The sequence below is a fragment of the Burkholderia sp. HI2761 genome (genome assembly GCF_002223355.1).
In the GTDB taxonomy this organism is placed as follows: domain Bacteria; phylum Pseudomonadota; class Gammaproteobacteria; order Burkholderiales; family Burkholderiaceae; genus Burkholderia.
Map to the genome: position 1 here is coordinate 1707100 of NZ_NKFN01000007.1, position 16349 is coordinate 1723448.

Sequence of the window (16349 nt, forward strand, 5' to 3'; positions counted from 1 at the left end):
GGCCGTCGCCCAAGGAGAGCACATGACCATCAAGCACTGGATCGACGGCCGCGAAGTGGAGAGCCGCGAAACCTTCACGACGCTGAACCCGGCGACGGGCGACGTCATCACCGAGGTCGCGTCGGGCGGCGAGGCCGAGGTCGACGCGGCCGTGCGCGCGGCGAAGGAAGCGTTCCCGAAATGGGCGAACACGCCGGCGAAGGAGCGCGCGAAGCTGATGCGCAAGCTCGGCGAGCTGATCGAGCGGAACGTGCCGATGCTCGCGGCGCTGGAGACGCAGGATACCGGCCTGCCGATCGCGCAGACGAGCAAGCAGCTGATTCCGCGCGCGTCCGAGAACTTCAACTTCTTCGCGGAAGTATGCGTGCAGATGAACGGCCGCACTTATCCGGTCGACGACCAGATGCTGAACTACACGCTGTACCAGCCGGTCGGCGTGTGCGCGCTGGTGTCGCCGTGGAACGTGCCGTTCATGACGGCCACGTGGAAGACGGCGCCGTGTCTCGCGCTCGGCAACACGGCCGTGCTGAAGATGTCGGAGCTGTCGCCGCTCACGGCCGACCAGCTCGGCCGGCTCGCGCTCGAGGCCGGCATCCCGCCCGGCGTGCTGAACGTCGTGCAGGGTTACGGCGCGACGGCCGGCGATGCGCTCGTGCGGCATCCGGACGTGCGCGCGGTGTCGTTCACGGGCGGCACGGTCACGGGCAAGCGGATCATGGAACGCGCGGGCCTGAAGAAGTACTCGATGGAGCTCGGCGGCAAGTCGCCGGTGCTGATCTTCGACGACGCGGATTTCGACCGCGCGCTCGACGCGTCGTTGTTCACGATTTTCTCGATCAACGGCGAACGCTGCACCGCGGGCTCGCGGATCTTCGTGCAGCGCGCGATCTACGACCGCTTCGTGCAGGAATTCGCGCGCCGCGCGAACAACCTGGTGGTCGGCGATCCGGCCGATCCGGGCACGAATCTCGGCGCGATGATCACGCGCCAGCACTGGGAGAAGGTGACGGGCTATATCCGCATCGGCGAGCAGGAAGGCGCGCGCGTGGTCGCGGGCGGTGCGGACAAGCCGGCAGGGTTGCCCGATCATCTGCGCAACGGCAACTTCGTGCGGCCGACCGTATTCGCCGACGTCGACAACCGGATGCGTATCGCGCAGGAAGAGATCTTCGGGCCGGTCGCGTGCATCATCCCGTTCGAGGACGAGGAAGAAGGGTTGCGGCTCGCGAACGACACGGCGTACGGCCTCGCGTCGTACATCTGGACGCAGGACGTCGGCAAGGTGCATCGGCTCGCGCGCGGCATCGAGGCCGGGATGGTGTTCGTGAACAGCCAGAACGTGCGCGACCTGCGCCAGCCGTTCGGCGGCGTGAAGGAATCGGGCACCGGGCGCGAGGGCGGCGAGTACAGTTTCGAGGTGTTCGCGGAGATCAAGAACGTGTGCATCTCGATGGGTTCGCATCACGTTCCTCGCTGGGGCGTGTAACGGGAGCGGGTCGTGTCGCCGCAAGAACGAACGATTGGGAGACTTAACGATGGGCAAACTGTCCCTCGCCGCGAAGATCACGCACGTGCCGTCGATGTACCTGTCGGAACTGCCCGGCCGGCATCACGGCTGCCGTGAGGCGGCGATCCGCGGCCACCGGCTGATCGGCGAGCGCTGCCGCGCGCTCGGCGTCGACACGATCGTCGTGTCGGACGTGCACTGGCTCGTCAACGCGGGCTATCACGTGAACTGCAATGCGCGGTTCGCCGGCACCTATACGAGCAACGAGCTGCCGCATTTCATCCGCGACATGGAGTACGCGTATCCGGGCAACCCGGCGCTCGGCCGGCTGATCGCGGAAACGGCCACCGAGCGCGGCGTCGCGACGCGTGCGCACGAGATCGACAGCCTCGAACTCGAATACGGCACGCTCGTGCCGATGCGCTACATGAACGGCGACCAGCACTTCAAGGTCGTGTCGATCGCCGGCTGGTGCATGTGGCATACGCTCGACGAAAGCCGGCGCTTCGGCGAGGCGCTGCTCGAAGCGATCGAGAAGAGCGATTCGAACGTCGCGTTCCTCGCGAGCGGCTCGCTGTCGCACCGCTTCAACGACAACGGCAGCCCCGAGGAATCGATCCACGAGATCAGCCGCGAATTCTTCCGGCAGGTCGACCTGCGCGTGGTCGAACTGTGGAAACAGGGCGATTTCAAGACCTTCTGCGCGATGCTGCCGGAGTACAACGTGCATTGCCACGGCGAAGGCGGCATGCACGACACGGCGATGCTGCTCGGGCTGCTCGGCTGGGATCGTTACGACCGGCCCGTCGAGATCGTCACCGACTATTTCGCGAGTTCGGGCACCGGGCAGATCAACGCGATCTTCCCGCTGCCCTGAGCGCGGCCGCCCGCCACGCATTCGAATCCGACCGGAGACTTGCCATGCCCCACATCGTCGTCGAATACACCGCGAACATCCGCGACGACGCCCGCATTCCCGTGCTGCTGCGCACGATCAACGCGACGCTGATTGCGCAGGGCGGCGTGTTCCCGACCGGCGGCATCCGTTCGCGCGCGCTCGAGCTGCACGACTACTGCGTCGCCGACGGTACGGAGGACGACGCGTTCGTCCACGTGACACTGAAGATCGGCTCGGGCCGCACCGACGCGCAGAAAAAAGCCGCGTGCGACGCGCTGTTCGATGCGATCAAGGTGCATTTCGCCGAGCTGTACGCGAAACGCTACCTTGCATTGTCGATGGAACTGACCGAGTTCAGCGAAAGCGGCTCGTACAAGCACAACAACATTCACGCCCGCTACAAGCGGGCCGGCTGAACTCCATTCCCGATCCGACCATGCTCGAACCCGCCATCATCGACCAGCTCGCGCACCGTCTGCACGACGCCGAACGCGCGCGCACGCAGATCCGCCAGATCTCGCTCGACCATCCCGACATCACGATCGACGACGCGTATGCGATCCAGCGCGCGTGGGTGACCCTCAAGCTCGCGGAAGGCCGCACGCTGAAGGGGCACAAGATCGGCCTCACGTCGAAGGCGATGCAGAACACGTCGCAGATCGACGAGCCCGACTACGGCGCGCTGCTCGACGACATGTTCTTCGAGGACGGCGGCACGATCCCGACCGGCCGCTTCATCGTGCCGCGCGTCGAGGTCGAGCTCGCGTTCGTGCTCGGCAAGCGGCTCACCGGCCCGAACTGCACGATCTTCGACGTGTACGACGCGGTCGATTACGTCGTGCCGGCGCTCGAGATCATCGACGCGCGCAGCCAGTCGATCGACCCCGAGACGAAACGGCCGCGCAAGGTGTTCGACACGATCGCCGACAACGCGGCGAACGCGGGCGTCGTGATCGGCGGCCGGCCGGTGCGCCCGCGGGACGTCGATTTGCGCTGGGTGGCGGCGATCATGTCGCGCAACGGCGTGGTCGAGGAAACCGGTGTCGCGGCCGGCGTGCTGAACCATCCGGCGAACGGCGTCGCATGGCTCGCGAACCGGCTGTCGCGCTTCGACGTCGCGCTGGAACCGGGGCAGGTCGTGCTGGGCGGGTCGTTTACGCGGCCCTGCGCGGCGCGTTCGGGCGATACGTTCAGCGTCGATTACGGCCCGCTCGGGACGATCCAGTGCTACTTCGAGTGAGGTGAGGAACGATGCGGATTTCGTCGAATGTCTTCAAGGCCGCGCTCGCACGCGGTGACGCGCAGGTCGGCCTGTGGCTCGGCCTCGCGAATCCGTACAGCGCCGAAGTGGTCGCGGGCGCCGGTTTCGACTGGCTGCTGATCGACGGCGAGCATGCGCCGAACACGGTGCCGACGATCCTCGCGCAACTGCAGGCGATCGCGCCGTATCCGTCGCATCCGGTCGTGCGCGTGCCGTGGAACGATCCGGTGATCGTCAAGCAGGTGCTCGATCTCGGCGCGCAGACGCTGCTGGTGCCGATGGTGCAGAGCGCGGACGAAGCGCGTGCGGCGGTGGCCGCGACGCGTTACCCGCCGCATGGAATGCGCGGCGTCGGCAGCGCGCTGGCGCGCGCATCGCGGTGGAATCGCGTCGGCGAGTACCTGCATCGCGCGAACGACGAGATGGCCGTGCTCGTGCAGGTCGAGACGCGCGCGGGGCTCGACGCGATCGATGCGATCGCGCGGGTCGACGGCGTGGACGGGGTATTCATCGGGCCGGCCGATCTGGCCGCCGATCTCGGTCATCTCGGCCATCCCGGGCACCCGGAGGTGCAGGGCGCGATCGACGGTGCGATCCGCGCGATCAAGGCGGCCGGCAAGGCGCCGGGCATCCTGAGCGCGGATGAAGCGGCCGCGCGGCGCTATCTGGATGCGGGGGCGTTGTTCGTCGCGGTCGGCGTCGATACGACGCTGCTGGCACGGAGCGCGGAGCGGCTCGCCGCGCAGTTCAAGGGCCGCGGCGGCGACGCCGCGAAGCAGGGCGACGGCACGTATTGACGCAGCGGTTGCGCACGGCGGTTTTGGTCTGCCGAACCCCGGCCTGCCGTCCTGCAACTTCATGTGCGTGCAGAGCTGCCCATTCTGCGTGTCGTTCTGCGTCCATATATTTCCCGGGCGTTGTCCCCAGCGCTCGCGCCAGTCTGGCCTGCTGGCGCTACTGCGCGAACGTCTGCCCCGTCTCGGCGGCGAAGCGGCGGCACGTCGTCCGCTCACCGATGCCGGCCCATTCGACCCGTTCCTCCGGTCGCCGGTTGTCCGCGAGGTTCGTAGCCAGTACATCGGTGATCTTCCTGAACCGCAGACCCTGTGGCCGCGCGAGCCGTTGTGCCTCGATACGCCAAGTTTTTGTAAACCTGATGCAATACTGATCTGAGTGCAGTTAGAATCGCGCAAGAGAGCCCATGTCATATTAATGACAATAAGTAAGCAAAAAGTAATAAAGGGATGGGAATGGACGCGCAAGATATTGTGAGGGCCCTTCACGGCGGATTGCTTCAGCAAGACCGTCTGCTGAAACTCGATACCCCGCTCGGCACCAACGTGCTGCTACCGCATCGTGTAGCGGGCTGGTCTCGGATCGGACGACAGTACGACTTCACGCTCGATGTGTTGTCGACGCGCAACGATCTCAAACTGAAGAAACTGATCGGGCAACCCATCACCCTGTGGATCCAGCAGGCTAACAAGTCGTATCTGCCTCGGCATGGCTATGTTTACTCGATAAGACGGCTGGGAGCGGAAGGTGGGCTGACCAGCTACCAGATCGGATTCGCATCGTGGATGAATTTCCTCAAGTTTCGCCGAGATCAACGTATCTGGCAGGACAGGCCTGTCGATGAAATCCTCAGCGACGTGTTCAACGCCCATCCGCAAGCGAAAGGACAGTTCAAGTTCGCACTTTCAAAGCCGCTGCCGCCAAGATCGTATTGCACTCAGTACGAGGACGACTGGAACTTCGTTCACCGGCTCATGGAGGCAGAAGGACTGTTCGGCATCTGGACGCAGGCTGGCGATGGCAAATCGCACATGCTGACAGTTACTGATCGCCTAGACACTTGTGAGCAATCTACGCCGAAAGCGGTTCAATTTTCGCGAGACGGTGCAAATAGCGAGGTCGACGCACTGGTTCACTGGTCAGGAGTGCGAGTCCTACATAGCGCCGTGCTGACGACGCGCACGTTCGACTACAAGAATCCATCTTCCCTGGGAAATCCCAAGGGCACTAATGTACCGACAGTGTTGCCCGAATTGCCCGAACAGTTGGAGATGTACGAGTACACCGGCCCCTACACCTACCTGAAGCAAGAGCGAGGAGATTACCTTGCCAAGGTGCAAATGGAGGAGTGGGAGTCGAGCGCCAAGCGGTTCTACGGTACTGGCAGCCTGCGTGCGGCCGATGCGGGCAGGTGGTTCGAATTCACCGGGCATCCGGAGCACGATCGGGATTCTGCCGAGCGGCGTGAATTCGCGATTATCGAAACCGTATGGCTGATTGAGAACAACCTCCCAGGCTCAAGTCATCACGCTAACTTCCCTCATGGACTGCAGGAGCGTCTGTCCGACGCAATGGCGAGCCGGGGCATCGGAAACACATCGATCATTGTGCACGATGATGGAGCCAAAGGCTTCTTTCTCGTCGAGATAGAGGCGCAAAGAAAGGCCGTTCCGTATCGCAGCCCGTTCGAACACCGCAAGCCGGTCATGCAGATGCAGACGGCTACTGTGGTGGGTCCGCAAGGTCAGGAAGTCTATACGGATGAACTGGGGCGCGTGAAGGTGCAGTTCCACTGGGATCGTATTGGAAAACGTGACGAGCGCAGTTCGTGCTGGGTGCGGGTTGCACAGCCGTGGTCCAGCGCTCAGTTTGGCGGTATCCAGTTACCGAGAGTCGGTGACGAGGTGGTCGTGCCATTTTTCGATGGTGACCCTGACAGGCCGGTGATCACGGCCCGTGTGGGGAACGGCACGCATCGGCCGCAGTGGAATCTTCCCGATCAACATGCCCTGTCAGGCTTCGTCAGCAAGGAGATTGGTGGAGAGCAGAACAACGTCTGGCTGAAAGACGACACGGCGGGGCAAGTGCAGACCCAGATTCGGAGCGATCATCTTGAGTCAGGACTGCATTTGGGCTACCTCACGCGAGTCAGCGAACCCACTGGGCGCGGCGAGAAGCGTGGTGAGGGCGCGGAGTTGCGCACGGATGGTCACGTTGCGGTACGCGGCGCACGCGGGATGCTCCTGTCGACGCATGCCCGCCCCGGAGCGACTGGGGATACTTTCAGTGTCGACGAGGTGAATCTCCAACTTGTGAACGCGCAGGATATAGCCGCCGGCGTCGCGCAGTCGGCCCAGGCAGCAGGCGCGCAAGATGGCGAGCAAAAGGCTATTGCCAATTCGCTGAAGAGCCAGGCGAACTCGATAAAAGGTGGCGGTACGCTCAAACAGTTCGAGCGGCCGTATTTGGTGTTGGCCAGCCCTGCAGGCGTCGCGGCCACGACTGACGAACAGATTCACCTGAGCAGTGGCAAAACCACTGCAGTTACCACTGGCGAACATATGTCCGTCAGTACGGGCGGTGGATTTTTCGCCAGTGCACGTCGAGCGTTGCGCCTGTTCGCCTATGAGGCCGGTATGAGGCTCGTTGCGGCGGCCGGCGACATCGACGTGAAGGCACTAAAGGACAGCATCAATCTGCTGGCGAAGCTGAACGTTACGGTGACGGCCACGAAAATCACTATTAGTGCGCAGCAGGAGGTCGAGATCAACGGGGGCGGGAGCTATACCCGGTGGACAAGCGGGCAAATCAAGAGCGGCACATCGGGCGGCTTTGAAGTGCATTCGGCAAGCCAGACGTTCGTTGGTCCTGATAGCGTAAGCGCGCCGATTATTCCTGCTTTGCCGCCAGAGAAGGAGCAACTGCACTTCGCTTTGCAGGCGTTACCGGGTGAAGGGCATTTGATTTCCGGCGAGCCCTATGAGCTATACAAGGGGAGCGCAAAGATCGGCGCAGGCGTCACTGACGAATTCGGTCGGATCGTTGTGGACGATCACCAGGCAGGTACTCAAGCCTACACTGCTAAACTCAGCAACGGCGCAGAATACAATTTAAACGTCAAGGATGCGCTCAACGAAGAATCTGATCACCCGGATCAACGCACGAATCAAGGTGAGCGGTATGTCTGAGAGCAATGCCAATCGCATCCACTACTGAGAACAGCAGACATGGCAGATTTCCCACTTAAAACTCACAAACACGCAACAGTCGCGATCGATGAACAATCAAGGTCGGCGAAGAATGCGATGCAATTTCTGGTTGAGCACCGCGACGTGAAAGAAAAGAATGGGGACGGCACCTGCCCGATTACAAAGGGAAACAAGCTCAGCTTCATCATTTGCGGCGAAGAGGGATTCAAGCGGATAGCCAAAGACTTGCGCGATGCGAAGAAATCGGCAGATATCGTCTGCTGGGGTTTTGATCCAGGTATGGAGCTCGAGAGAGACGGTGAAACGTGGCCGCGTGGACAAACCTACGGACAGTTATTGGACGAGATCACTACCCGCAAGGAAAATCCTGTCACAGTGCGATTGCTGATCTGGTCTACCCCACGTGGCTCAGCTGTCCAAAACAATATGCCCGGTTTTTCAGATGTGCAGGAAAATTGGACTAGTGGTCCTATTGTTTACCATCTTCGACAGGGGCCTGCGTATGGCGATGAGAAGAGCGAGCGTCACAAGGCCTGTGTTGCATGGTGGGCCGAGAACCTACCCGGAGGAAGAAGCAATAGCGGAAAGAATCCTCGCCTTCGTGTTGTACTGCGTGAAGTTTCGCCTGCCGATGCGAAAGCCTTGATGACTACTGCGCCTGCGGAAGAGGACAAGCCTGTAACCAGTACATTCAGTGTTGTTGATGAGCGGAGCGGGATGGAGGACTATGGGACACATCACCAGAAACCAATTCTGATCGATTACGACTACGACAACGGAAGTAAGGCGGTTGGTTACGTCATGGGGCTAAATTCGGTTACCGACTACTGGGATCGGATCGTTCACGAAATCGACGATCGAAAGCGTGAGATCTTGTCTTCGCCACTTATTGAAGACGAGCTGAAACGAGAAATTTCAACGCAGACTGCGCCAGCAAAAACTAGTTTGTACCAGGGCCTGAAAAACAGGTTTTCGAAAAACGACGTGCAGCGCGGAATAGGCCACGAAAACTATGTGCATGGACGTCCCTTTCAGGACTACGCGTGCCGAGTTGTAGGGCCGGCGCTTGCGCAGCTGCATTTCAATTTTGAAAACGCATGGGCTGCGGCACTCAATGTTGGAGAATTGCCATACCAGATTCCTCCAGCACCACCAGCGAAGATTCCGCGGGTAGCCGGAAATCCGGCACATCTTGTGCAAATTGTGCGCACGCAACCTCGTGAACGAGAAAAATCAATCAAGGAGGTGTATTTTCAGGCTACCAGTAGTGCACGCAACTACATTTACATGGAAAATCAGTATTTCTTTTACCCGGAATTCGCTCGTCACCTGATCAAAACACGGAAAAAATATTGCGATGACTGGATGAAGAAGGCAAATAAGCCAGTTACTGAAATGCCGAAACTGCATCTTTTTATCGTGATTCCACATCCGGAGCGGGAGGAAATGGTGCCTCGAACATACGATACTCTGACCCTGCTTGGGGCTGGTGATTCGATGTCTGAGCAAAAGGGGCTTGTCGATAAAGGAAAACTTGATTTTGTCTATGGAAAGGGCAGCAGAGGTCGTGGTGAAGTGCTTGATCGACCTAGTGTGGAAAATCTTGAGAAAACGCTGGGTGTCGTTGTCAGTGTCGCGAGACTGCGAACGAGTGGTCCCGATGCTGATCAAAACATGTCTTATCGGGAAATCTATATTCACTCGAAGTTGATGATCATTGATGATGTGTTTATTACGGTGGGTAGTGCAAACCTGAATCAGCGAAGCATGGCTATTGATAGTGAAATTAATATAGCTGCAACCGGTAGTATTTATGCGGCTGATCTTCGCGAGCGTGTATTCGGATTGCTCTATGGTGGCGATGTTAAATATAGCGGTCACCCAAAAGATATGCCGGATACATTCAGGAATTGGAATCGACGGATGAGCAAGAATCAAGACATCCAGCAAGCGGGTACGCAGCCGATGACTGGTTTTTTGTTGCCATTCATCGAGCATCGTTCGACCACGACGCTGTACGGGGCGATCTCCGTGCCAAATGGCGGTGGCGTCGGTGGCTCTCCTGAAAATGTGTACGCATGAATATTTTTATCTACGTGTTGCGTTTTGCCCTCGCCGCTTTGTTGTTAACAACTACGGCGCATGCGGGCATCCTGACTTCTATCGGCAATAAGTTGACCACTGCTATGTCTGATCTGCCACGAAACGAAAAACTACCGCTCTTTGATCCACACCGAAAAGACTTTACCTGTGTATATGAGGCGCAACGGGTGCCGTCCGTTGATCCACAGGCAGAAATGTGGTTCCAGCAAGCGTTGAGGCTAGATGCCCCGGGGGTACCTTCTGACAACGTCGACTATACAAAGGTATATCAGCTCTATCTACAAGCAGCTGAAAAAAATCATTGGAAAGCGATGCTGAATCTGGCGTCGTTGATCTTGAGTGATCATTCCGGCGTACCAGACCACAATCCGGAAGTCGCCATTCAATGGGTCGAGAAGGCGATGAGGCTCGATATCCCCGACGCGTACGACAGGATGGGTGTATATCATCTCAACGGCGTGGTAAAGGAGGGGGACGCTACGAGCGCTTACGCTTTTTTCCAGCGAGCAGCGGATATGGGTAGTCCGGCTGCAATGGCGTTTCTGGGATACAAGCTGGCTGCGTCTTACGATAACCCCAGTGAGGGTTTTTGGGCCAACCAAGCAGTGGGAACCAAGATGCTCGAATGCGCTTTTGCACAGGGATATGGAGATGCCGCAGAGAAGCTGGGTCTGATCTATGCGCGTCCCAATACACTTGAGGCGAAGCTCCGCGCGCTGAAGGTCTTGCATGAAGGTGTGAAGCTCGGGAGCACCAAATGTGCAGATAGCCTTGTATCGGAATTTGACGGGATGGATCTCGAAAATGGAACCAATCTAGTAGGCCATATCGACAAAGCGCGCGCTCAACGGTACGGAAAAATTGCTGATATCTTGAAACTTTACGACGGACGATTGAAACTTCCCAACCTAGACAAGATACTGCCGTTACCGCCGGCGCCGCTACCCAAATGGAACGGTGATGGACAAACGCTGATCAATGCCGCGAAGGCGGTTACTCCACCAGTCAGTCGGCAAAAGAGTAGTGCGCTTCAGGGACGTTCTTTTATACCCGATGGTTATGCGGTCGCCGCATTGGAGGCGAGCACGCTTGCAGTCAGTGGGGATCAAAGCGTACCCCAAACGGGATACTGGCTGGCACTGTATGGTTCATCGAATGAGCCCGATGGGCGGTTGATCGCTCGCTCTGGCTCGCCAGAGCGCTTTGAAACGGGAGAGCGGTTCGAGTTGCCGTTGCACGAATGGCTATCGCCGGATCGAGTGCAATGGCATTTCCTCGGCGAAGCGTACCGTCTGCCGCCACAGCGCGCAGATTTTTTGGCGAATATGGTTGAAGCAGGATTATTGCGCGAGGTAGCGGCGCAGCCGGTGACAGTGAAGTGCTCGGGTGATCGTCGCTGCACGGAAACAGGCGTGTGGGAAGGCCGCGTTGCAGATGACCACTCAATGGCCGCTTTGTTTAACCAATGGAATCAGCAAACGTTTGTCGAAAAGGGGCGGGCGTTTCCATCACCTATCGAACAATTCATCGACGTTGCGAACGATGATGTTGAATGGACCTATTTGGGGAGCCCGAATGCAGAAACGGGCTCCCCCGGCATTTACACCATTACTCTTTAAAAGTGGTGTAGTGCTGCATTCGACGTAGGTTGGGGCGGTCATCGTTGACTCCCAGCCCATCGCTCGCAAGAGGGACACCGTCGAGGGCAGTGCGGTGAGATGTCTTGAAACAGGTCGGCGGGAGTGTTCTTTCACTGAGGACCCGGCAGACGCGAATGATCGATATCGAATCGCGGCGCAGCGTGATAACCGTGTGGGCCGTTTAGTTCGAATATCCGATATATCAGTAAGTGAGCCGCGACCATTCATGCCTGCTGACGGCCGCACCTATCCTTCCGTTCGCCGGCCCGCCTCCATATACTTCCCCGGCGTCGTCCCCAGCGCGCGCCGGAACATGTCGATGAACGCGCTCACGTTGTCGTACCCGAGATCGAGCGCGATCGTCGTCACCGGCACGCCGTCGGCAACGCGCTCCAGCGCCCGCAGCAGCCTGGCCTGCTGACGCCACTGCGCGAACGTCAGCCCCGTCTCGGCGACGAAGCGGCGGCTCATCGTCCGTGCGCCGATGCCGGCCCATTCGGCCCATTCCTCCAGCCGCCGGTCGTTCGCGAGATCCGCGGCCAGCGCATCGGTGATCCTTACGAGCCGCGGGTCCCGCGGCCGGACCAGCCCCAGCGCCTCGGCTTCCGATGCCGCGATTTCATCGAGGATCACGTTGGCGATCCTCGTCTGCGCGGCATTCAGTTCGGAATCGCCCCAGCTCGCCGCACGCTGCACGGCTTCGCGCAGCAGCGGCGTCGTGCGGATCGCGCGCGGCGTCGCCGGCAGCGCCGCGCAGCGGGCTTCGGCGATGAACGCCGACCAGCCGGAAATCGGCCCGAACGAGCGCAGCGAATGCCGGCAATGCGGCGGAATCCAGATCGCATGAATCGCCGGCACGACCCACTCCTGATCGTCGAGGCCGATCGTCACGAGCCCGCTCAGCGCGCCCACGAGCTGGCCGCGCGCATGCGAATGCGGCGCGGTGATGCGCGGGTCGCGTTGCGACAGGACGGCGGCGGCCACGAACGGGCCGTCGTCGGACGTGACGAAGCGGGCGGGCAGAAGCGGATCGGACATGGCCGGATATCGGTATCGAATGGCCGTTATACCGGAGATCGGCCGAATTGGCGCGCCTACACTGCATTCATCGATGACAACCGGAGCAAGACGCGATGCGAGCCGAACAGATGCTTCCCGACCATGCCGACCAGGTCGATGCCGGCGGAACGACGATTCGCAAGGGGACCGTTGGCGCGTTTCTGGTCAACGCGCGGGTGTTGACCGATCCGGACGCCGCGCCGGCCGAGAGGGCGCGTGCGGAGGCCGACGCGCTCGACGCCCTGCCTGCCCTGCGTGCGCTCGGCCTGTTCGACGTGCTGGAAGTACGCGATCCCGCTCTGCGCGCGTGGCTCGATGCCCGGTAAAGACCCATTCTCCAGGATTGAAGGAACCACCATGAAAGCAGCAGTCGTGACGGGCGTCGGCGAGCGTCCCGTTCATATGGAATTCGACGCGCCGCACGCGATGCCGGGCCACCGCCTGATCGACGTGACGGCGTCGGCGCTGAGCCGCCTCGCGCAGGGGCGCGCGGCCGGCACGCATTATTCGTCGGTCCGACGCTATCCGTTCGTCGTCGGTGTCGACGGCGTGGGGCGTCTCGACGACGGTCGGCGCGTCTACTTCCTCGGTGCGCCGGTTCCTTTCGGCGCGATGGCCGAACGCACGATCGTGCCCGATACGCAGTGCGTGCCGCTGCCGGACGCGCTCGACGATGTCACGGCGGCGGCGATCGCGATTCCGGGGATGTCGTCGTGGGCGGCGCTGACCGAACGCGCGCGGTTCGTCGCGGGCGAGACGGTGCTCGTCAATGGCGCAACGGGCACGTCGGGGCGGCTCGCGGTGCGGATCGCGAAGCATCTCGGCGCGGCGAAGGTCGTCGCGACCGGCCGCAACGCGGCCGCGTTGCAGGCGTTGCTGAATGCCGGCGCGGACGCCGTGGTGTCGCTGCAGCAGGACGACGCGCATCTGGCGCGGGCGCTCGAACCGCATTTCCGCGCGGGCGTGGATGTCGTGCTCGATTATCTGTGGGGAGCCACCGCGCAGGCGCTGCTGGGCGCGGCCGCGAAGGCGATACCCGATGGCCGTCGGCTGCGTTTCGTGCAGATCGGCTCGATCGGCGGCGCGGACGTGCTGCTGCCGGGCGCCGTGCTGCGGGCGACCGCGATCGAACTGATGGGCAGCGGGATCGGCAGCGTGTCGCTGCAGCGCTTGCTGGCGTCGGTGCGCGGCGTATTCGAAGCGGCGGGGCCGGCGGGTCTCACGATCGACACGCGCACGGTGCCGCTGGCGGACGTCGGCGAACACTGGGGCGATACGAGCAGCCTCGTGCGTCCGGTGTTCACGATGCGCGCTGACTGAACGGCGAGGGCGTGCGGCGGTCGTCGCTCTCCACGCAGAAGGACCAGAAGCCGGGTGACGGCGCGCATTGACTGATATCGAGGTTCGGTGGTCTTATAAGGGAGCTATCAATTTTCGTTTATTGCGAATTTCGTTTATTTCGAATAAGATGGCGCATTTGAGAACCTGCTTGGGAGTGCGCGATGCCCCATACCTCGATGTCCGATACGATCTTGCCGGTGGAGCGCGAGGTGCAGGCGGCGGTCGAAGGACAGCGTGCGCTGGCGGCTTATCTGGCCACGCGAACGGAAATACAGCGCATCCAGATTTTCGATGACGAAAATCGTGCGCATCAGGTCGAGCTTCCGACTTCTGCACTGCGTCTGCTGGTCGACATCCTCGCGGAGCTTGCCGATGGCAATGCGGTCAAGGTTGTGCCCGTTCACGCGGAACTGACCACGCAGGAAGCAGCCGACCTGCTCAATGTGTCGCGTCCACACCTGATCAAGCTGCTCGAATCGAAGGCGCTGCCGTATCACAAGACCGGCAAGCATCGTCGTGTGCGCTTTTCCGATCTGATGCGTTACAAGACCGAACGCGATCAGGCGAGCGCCGATGCGATGGAAGAGTTGGGTCGGCAAGCGCAGGCGTTCGGGATGGGCTACGAATGACGAGTTCGCCATTCACGGCGGTCTATGATGCCTGCGTGCTGTACCCGGCACCGCTGCGCGATTTCCTGATGTGGCTCGCATTGAGCGGATGTTTCAGGGCTCGCTGGAGTGCCGATATCCACAACGAATGGAAACGGAATCTGCTGCGCAAGCGCGCGGACCTCAGTGCCGCGCAACTCGACCGTACCGCGAGTCTGATGGATCGGGCGATACCTGATGCGCTGGTGACCGGGTACGAAGCGTTGATCGAGGGCCTGAGGCTGCCGGATGCCGATGATCGGCATGTACTGGCCGCCGCGATCCGCTGCAACGCCAGTGTGATCGTGACGTTCAACCAGAAGGACTTTCCCTGCGAAGTGCTGTCGGCGTACGGGGTGGAGGCGCAGCATCCCGACGTGTTTGTCGACAATCTCTTCGATCTCGAGCCGGCTGCGGTTGTCGGCGCAGCACGGCGACAACGCGAAATGCTCAAGCATCCTCCGATGATGGTGGATCGTTACCTCGACATCCTGCAGCGGCAGGGGATGGTTCAGACCTGCAAGGCGCTCGAAGCTTACCGGGCGATTCTCTGAACGGGCCGCCATGGCGTCCGCGTGCTCAGCGAATCGCCGGCACGTCGTTCGCCCGTGCCGCGCCCCGACATGCGACGAAGCAGAGGACGACGCGCCCGGAAACGCTCGCACGGTCCTCCGCCCGTCGTCACGTCGCAACGATCAGAACCGCTGCTGAATCCCCGCCGTGACCCCGACCTGAGTGGTGCCGTACCCGTTGAAATCGCGCGACACGCCCACTTTCTGATCGTGCTTCGCGATCGCGAACGCCCCGGCCGCATACAGCACCGTGCGCTTCGACAGCGCGTACTGCGCGCGCACCGACACCAGTGTCGGATCGGTATCCGTGCCGCCCTTGATGTTCTGGTGATAGACGGCCGCGATCAGCGAGAACGTCGGCGTGAACTGGTACGACCCACCGAGCCAATACATGTCGCTCAACTGGTTCGCGGCCGTGGTGTGATACGTGCGCCGATAATTGCGATAGCCGGCCATCGTTTTCAGGTTGCCGAAGTCGTAGCTCAGGCCCGCATGGATACCCTGAACGTAGTTGACGGTATCGGCTGGCGTGACGCTGTCGGCCGCGCCGTTCTGCCGGTCGAACGTGACGACCGCCGCGAACGGGCCGGTCTCGTAACCGATCGCGAAATCGTATTTGGAGCTGGTCTTCATGCTGCCCGGCACGTTGCCGAAGCCGTACAGCGCGCCGAACTTGAAGCCGCTGAATTCGCCGTCGTAGCGCACCGCGTTCGACGAGCGCGTGAACAGGCCGTCCTTGCGGCCGCCGGTCGCCATCGACGAGGTCGCCCACGAGTAGTTCTGCGCGTAACCCATCGGGTCGAACGGCAGCATGTAGTCGTACGTGACGGTGAAGTTGCGGCCGAGCGACAGTTCGCCCCATTTGCCTTTCAGGCCGACCGTCGCGCGGCGCGCGAAGATCGAGTCCGGGCCGTCGTCGGACGCGCCGTTCGCAAGGTCGATGCCGCTTTCGAGGCGGAACACAGCCTTCAGTCCGCCGCCAAGATCCTCGACGCCGCGCAAGCCCCAGCGCGACGTGTTCTTGTTGCCCGACTTCAGCTTGAACGAATTGCCGCCATCCGGCGCCGCATGGTTCGCGTATTCGATGCCGGCGTCCATGATCCCGTATATCGTGACCGAGGACTGCGCGTGCGCGGCCGGCGCGACGATGCAGGCTGCCGCGGCCGAACCGGTGAGGACTACTGTTCGAATCGAACGTTCTGCGCGTGACTTCATTTGACGGTGTCTCCTTGGTTTGTTGTGGGGTGGGTGAAACGGAAAACGGGTACTCGGCGCGCCATCGGCGCACGCCGTGAAGCGTGCGCCGATGCGAGGCGC

The 16349-nt window shown here is 61.1% G+C and carries 14 protein-coding genes and 1 pseudogene; 12 read left to right on the forward strand and 3 right to left on the reverse strand.

All coding sequences use genetic code 11. The features are described from left to right. Positions 1–22: 22 nt before the first annotated feature. Genes hpaE through hpaI form a run of 5 tightly spaced genes read left to right on the forward strand, consistent with a single transcriptional unit; the run spans position 23 to position 4463 of the window. A complete protein-coding gene (gene hpaE / locus CFB46_RS25315) occupies positions 23–1486 on the forward strand; it encodes a 5-carboxymethyl-2-hydroxymuconate semialdehyde dehydrogenase (protein ID WP_089501661.1) in 1464 nt (487 codons plus the stop codon). 49 nt (positions 1487–1535) lie between these two features. Further along, a complete protein-coding gene (hpaD, locus tag CFB46_RS25320) occupies positions 1536–2384 on the forward strand; it encodes a 3,4-dihydroxyphenylacetate 2,3-dioxygenase (protein ID WP_089501662.1) in 849 nt (282 codons plus the stop codon). A 44-nt stretch (positions 2385–2428) separates the two neighbouring features. Continuing rightward, on the forward strand, positions 2429–2821 hold the full coding sequence (locus tag CFB46_RS25325) for a 5-carboxymethyl-2-hydroxymuconate Delta-isomerase (RefSeq protein WP_027782893.1): 393 nt from the start codon (positions 2429–2431) through the stop codon (positions 2819–2821). A gap of 20 nt (positions 2822–2841) precedes the next feature. Then, a complete protein-coding gene (gene hpaH, locus CFB46_RS25330; RefSeq protein ID WP_027782894.1) occupies positions 2842–3645 on the forward strand; it encodes a 2-oxo-hept-4-ene-1,7-dioate hydratase in 804 nt (267 codons plus the stop codon). 11 nt (positions 3646–3656) lie between these two features. Continuing rightward, positions 3657–4463: a 4-hydroxy-2-oxoheptanedioate aldolase gene (gene hpaI / locus CFB46_RS25335; RefSeq protein ID WP_089501663.1), complete on the forward strand. Its 807-nt coding sequence runs from the start codon at positions 3657–3659 to the stop codon at positions 4461–4463. On the opposite strand, the pseudogene CFB46_RS36780 reads toward hpaI, so the two are convergent. Next, positions 4414–4797 (reverse strand): annotated as a pseudogene (locus CFB46_RS36780) (hypothetical protein); the annotation flags it as partial. The gene hpaI and the pseudogene CFB46_RS36780 overlap by 50 nt on opposite strands. 119 nt (positions 4798–4916) lie before the next feature. Between CFB46_RS36780 and CFB46_RS25340 the strand changes: the two are divergent. From CFB46_RS25340 to CFB46_RS25350, 3 genes are read left to right on the forward strand one after another with little or no spacing between them, the layout of a single operon-like run. Further along, on the forward strand, positions 4917–7649 hold the full coding sequence (locus CFB46_RS25340; RefSeq protein WP_089502350.1) for a type VI secretion system Vgr family protein: 2733 nt from the start codon (positions 4917–4919) through the stop codon (positions 7647–7649). Between the two features lie 39 nt (positions 7650–7688). Beyond that, complete coding sequence (locus tag CFB46_RS25345) at positions 7689–9752, forward strand: phospholipase D-like domain-containing protein (protein ID WP_089501664.1); 2064 nt, start codon at positions 7689–7691, stop codon at positions 9750–9752. After that, positions 9749–11392, forward strand: a complete 1644-nt coding sequence (locus CFB46_RS25350; protein WP_227789640.1) for an SEL1-like repeat protein — start codon at positions 9749–9751, stop codon at positions 11390–11392. The genes CFB46_RS25345 and CFB46_RS25350 overlap by 4 nt, the downstream gene beginning before the upstream one ends. 267 nt (positions 11393–11659) lie before the next feature. Here the strand turns inward: CFB46_RS25350 and CFB46_RS25355 are convergent, their stop codons facing one another. After that, positions 11660–12451: an AraC family transcriptional regulator gene (locus tag CFB46_RS25355; RefSeq protein WP_089501665.1), complete on the reverse strand. Its 792-nt coding sequence runs from the start codon at positions 12449–12451 to the stop codon at positions 11660–11662. A gap of 95 nt (positions 12452–12546) precedes the next feature. Between CFB46_RS25355 and CFB46_RS25360 the strand changes: the two genes are divergently transcribed. The 4 genes from CFB46_RS25360 to CFB46_RS25375 all read left to right on the forward strand — a co-directional run bounded on the left by CFB46_RS25360 (position 12547) and on the right by CFB46_RS25375 (position 15014). Next, positions 12547–12798 carry a hypothetical protein gene (locus CFB46_RS25360; RefSeq protein WP_089501666.1) on the forward strand — a complete coding sequence of 84 codons (252 nt, stop codon included), beginning with the start codon at positions 12547–12549 and terminating at the stop codon, positions 12796–12798. Between the two features lie 31 nt (positions 12799–12829). Then, positions 12830–13792, forward strand: coding sequence for a quinone oxidoreductase family protein (locus CFB46_RS25365; RefSeq protein ID WP_089501667.1), 963 nt, complete (start codon positions 12830–12832; stop codon positions 13790–13792). Positions 13793–13974: 182 nt separating this feature from the next. After that, the gene (locus CFB46_RS25370) at positions 13975–14442 is read left to right on the forward strand and encodes a helix-turn-helix domain-containing protein (RefSeq protein ID WP_089501668.1); all 468 of its coding nucleotides are present in this window, start codon (positions 13975–13977) and stop codon (positions 14440–14442) included. Further along, positions 14439–15014 carry a PIN domain-containing protein gene (locus CFB46_RS25375; protein WP_089501669.1) on the forward strand — a complete coding sequence of 192 codons (576 nt, stop codon included), beginning with the start codon at positions 14439–14441 and terminating at the stop codon, positions 15012–15014. The genes CFB46_RS25370 and CFB46_RS25375 overlap by 4 nt, the downstream gene beginning before the upstream one ends. A gap of 141 nt (positions 15015–15155) precedes the next feature. Here CFB46_RS25375 and CFB46_RS25380 read toward each other — a convergent pair whose 3' ends face one another. Continuing rightward, a complete protein-coding gene (locus CFB46_RS25380) occupies positions 15156–16247 on the reverse strand; it encodes a porin (protein ID WP_089501670.1) in 1092 nt (363 codons plus the stop codon). Between the last annotated feature and the right edge of the window lie 102 nt (positions 16248–16349).

Excerpts from the sequence above, each read along its gene's own strand:
- hpaE (WP_089501661.1), top strand. The coding sequence starts at position 23 with ATGACCATCAAGCACTGGATCGACGGCCGCGAAGTGGAGAGCCGCGAA.
- hpaD (WP_089501662.1), top strand. The coding sequence starts at position 1,536 with ATGGGCAAACTGTCCCTCGCCGCGAAGATCACGCACGTGCCGTCGATG.
- CFB46_RS25325 (WP_027782893.1), top strand. The coding sequence starts at position 2,429 with ATGCCCCACATCGTCGTCGAATACACCGCGAACATCCGCGACGACGCC.
- hpaH (WP_027782894.1), top strand. The coding sequence starts at position 2,842 with ATGCTCGAACCCGCCATCATCGACCAGCTCGCGCACCGTCTGCACGAC.
- hpaI (WP_089501663.1), top strand. The coding sequence starts at position 3,657 with ATGCGGATTTCGTCGAATGTCTTCAAGGCCGCGCTCGCACGCGGTGAC.
- CFB46_RS25340 (WP_089502350.1), top strand. The coding sequence starts at position 4,917 with ATGGACGCGCAAGATATTGTGAGGGCCCTTCACGGCGGATTGCTTCAG.
- CFB46_RS25345 (WP_089501664.1), top strand. The coding sequence starts at position 7,689 with ATGGCAGATTTCCCACTTAAAACTCACAAACACGCAACAGTCGCGATC.
- CFB46_RS25350 (WP_227789640.1), top strand. The coding sequence starts at position 9,749 with ATGAATATTTTTATCTACGTGTTGCGTTTTGCCCTCGCCGCTTTGTTG.
- CFB46_RS25355 (WP_089501665.1), bottom strand. The coding sequence starts at position 12,451 with ATGTCCGATCCGCTTCTGCCCGCCCGCTTCGTCACGTCCGACGACGGC.
- CFB46_RS25360 (WP_089501666.1), top strand. The coding sequence starts at position 12,547 with ATGCGAGCCGAACAGATGCTTCCCGACCATGCCGACCAGGTCGATGCC.
- CFB46_RS25365 (WP_089501667.1), top strand. The coding sequence starts at position 12,830 with ATGAAAGCAGCAGTCGTGACGGGCGTCGGCGAGCGTCCCGTTCATATG.
- CFB46_RS25370 (WP_089501668.1), top strand. The coding sequence starts at position 13,975 with ATGCCCCATACCTCGATGTCCGATACGATCTTGCCGGTGGAGCGCGAG.
- CFB46_RS25375 (WP_089501669.1), top strand. The coding sequence starts at position 14,439 with ATGACGAGTTCGCCATTCACGGCGGTCTATGATGCCTGCGTGCTGTAC.
- CFB46_RS25380 (WP_089501670.1), bottom strand. The coding sequence starts at position 16,247 with ATGAAGTCACGCGCAGAACGTTCGATTCGAACAGTAGTCCTCACCGGT.